A 2,227-nucleotide genomic window follows, 5' to 3' on the forward strand; every position below is an offset into this window, starting at 1 on the left:
CTTCCTCGAAGATGATAGCGCCGAGCCGCGTCACCCGCCGTGCCCGCACCTGCCGGCTGGCCTTGTCGAAAAAGCACTGGTCTTCGCGCGTAATTGCCTCGGGCATATGCGCTTCGACCTCGGCGCGTGTCAGCTCTGCCGCCGCCAGCACGCGCTGCCCACCGGCCCGGCCGGTCAGGTCGGCGATGACAAGCATGGAAGCCGCCGCCAAGCGTTCTGTCTCGGGGATCTCGGCACCCCGCCCGTTTGCCATGACGAACCGGCCGCGGCCGCCGCGCTGAAGTGCGATGCGGTCGGGAAAGGCGTGCATCAGCAGCGCACCCGGCTGGATCGGTTCGTTCGATTTCGGAGCGCCCTTCAACTCGGCCGCCATGCGCCGCGCCAGATTGCGCGAGGCCTCGGCGCGGTCGCCACGTTCCTGCCGGAAGCGGCGTAGCCGATCCTCGAGATCGATGCTGTTGCCGCCGAGGCCCTGTTCGGTGAGCATAACCGCCAGCAGACAGGCCGCTTCCGCCTGGCCCTCTTCGGCGGCAGCAACCGCCATGGCCGCAAGCCGCGGCGGCAAGGCGAGATCGCGGATCTTGCGGCCGGCTGGCGTCAGCGCGCCGGTCTCGTCCAGGGCGCCGAGGCTGGCTAGCAGTTTCTTGGCCTCGGCAAGCGTCGTTTCCGGCGGAGGATCGATGAAGGCAAGGGTGGTGGGATCGCTGACACCCCAATGGGCGCAGTCGAGCAGCAGGCCGGAGAGGTCGCTGGCCAGAATCTGCGGCGGCGTGAAGGCAGCGAGCGCCGCGGTCTGGCCGCTGTGCCAGAGGCGGATGGCAATGCCGGGTTCGGTTCGCCCGGCGCGGCCGGCGCGCTGGTCGGCCGACGCACGCGACACGCGCACCGTCTCCAGCCGGGTGATCCCGGTCGCGGCTTCAAAGACCGGAAGGCGCTGCAGGCCGCTGTCGATGACGATGCGCACACCGTCGATGGTGATCGAGGTCTCGGCGATCGAGGTGGCAAGCACGATCTTGCGCGTGCCTGATGGCGCCGGCCGGATCGCCGCATCCTGCTCCTTCTGGGTCAGGTTGCCGTAGAGCGGTACGATCGCCGTATTGCTATCGAAGCGGTCCTGCAGTCGCGTGGCGACGCGGGTGATTTCGGCCTGGCCCGGCAAAAAGGCGAGGATCGAGCCGTCTTCCGTGCGATGCGCTTCGGCAATGGCCCGCAGCATCGTCTCCTCGACGCTGTCGCCGCCGCGGTCCTGGTAGCGGATGTCGATCGGATAGCTGCGCCCCTGGCTCTCGATGACCGGCGCACCGCCAAGCAGGCCCGAGACCCGCTCGACATCGAGCGTTGCCGACATGACGATGATCTTCAGGTCGTCGCGCAGTGCCGCCTGCACGTCGAGCGCCAGCGCCAGGCCGAAATCCGCGTCGAGCGAGCGCTCGTGGAATTCGTCAAACAGCACGGCTGCGACGCCCTTGAGTTCCGGGTCGTCGAGGATCATGCGGGCAAACACACCCTCGGTCACCACTTCGATGCGTGTCTTGCCGGAGACGCGGTTGTCGAGACGCATGCGATAGCCGACGGTTTCACCGACTTTCTCTCCGAGCAGCTCGGCCATGCGGCCTGCGGCTGCGCGCGCTGCCAGCCGCCGCGGCTCGAGCAGAATGATCTTTCCGCCCTTTGCCCAGACCTGATCGAGCAGGAAGAGCGGAACGAGCGTCGTCTTGCCGGCGCCGGGCGGGGCGGAAAGCACCACGGAGGGGCCTGCGGTCAGCGCATGTGCCAGTGCGGGCAGCACCTCGCGAACCGGAAGCGCAGGAAGCTGTGTCGTCACGTCTGGTTCTCCGCCCTATAGAGAGATGATGGCGCTGCCTACGCTCGGCGCATCCGTCGGCTCATGCATCACCATGTTGTCGGTCTGCCCGCCGCATGGATCGTCATGTCGGGCAGGGCGGACAATTCGCAAGTACGGCAATTGTCGGCCCAAGGGCAAGCAGGCGCATCCGTGAGCGCGCTTCGCATGGCGCTTCATTGCTGGGGGCATCTACATCTGACGGCCGAAAGGCCCTTGCTGTCTATATATAGAAGAGGTCGCTCAGAGGGGCGTTTTGACCACACGAAATGGCCGTCAAGTTTTTGACCGTCTGGTCAAAGATTCGCGCTGTAGATTCGCTGGTTTTCCGACGCATTAAATCGACCTAGTTTATCAACAGCTGGAATTATTGTTTATAATCAG

Annotated in this window: 1 protein-coding gene; it reads right to left on the reverse strand. The window is 65.7% G+C overall.

Annotated features, from left to right (window positions below; all coding sequences use genetic code 11):
* On the reverse strand, positions 1–1,825 hold a 1,825-nt coding region (gene hrpB / locus L981_RS32410; protein WP_043626737.1), incomplete at its 3' end, for an ATP-dependent helicase HrpB.
* Between the last annotated feature and the right edge of the window lie 402 nt (positions 1,826–2,227).

Origin of the sequence: Ensifer sp. ZNC0028 (assembly GCF_000799055.1) — a bacterium.
GTDB lineage: Bacteria > Pseudomonadota > Alphaproteobacteria > Rhizobiales > Rhizobiaceae > Ensifer.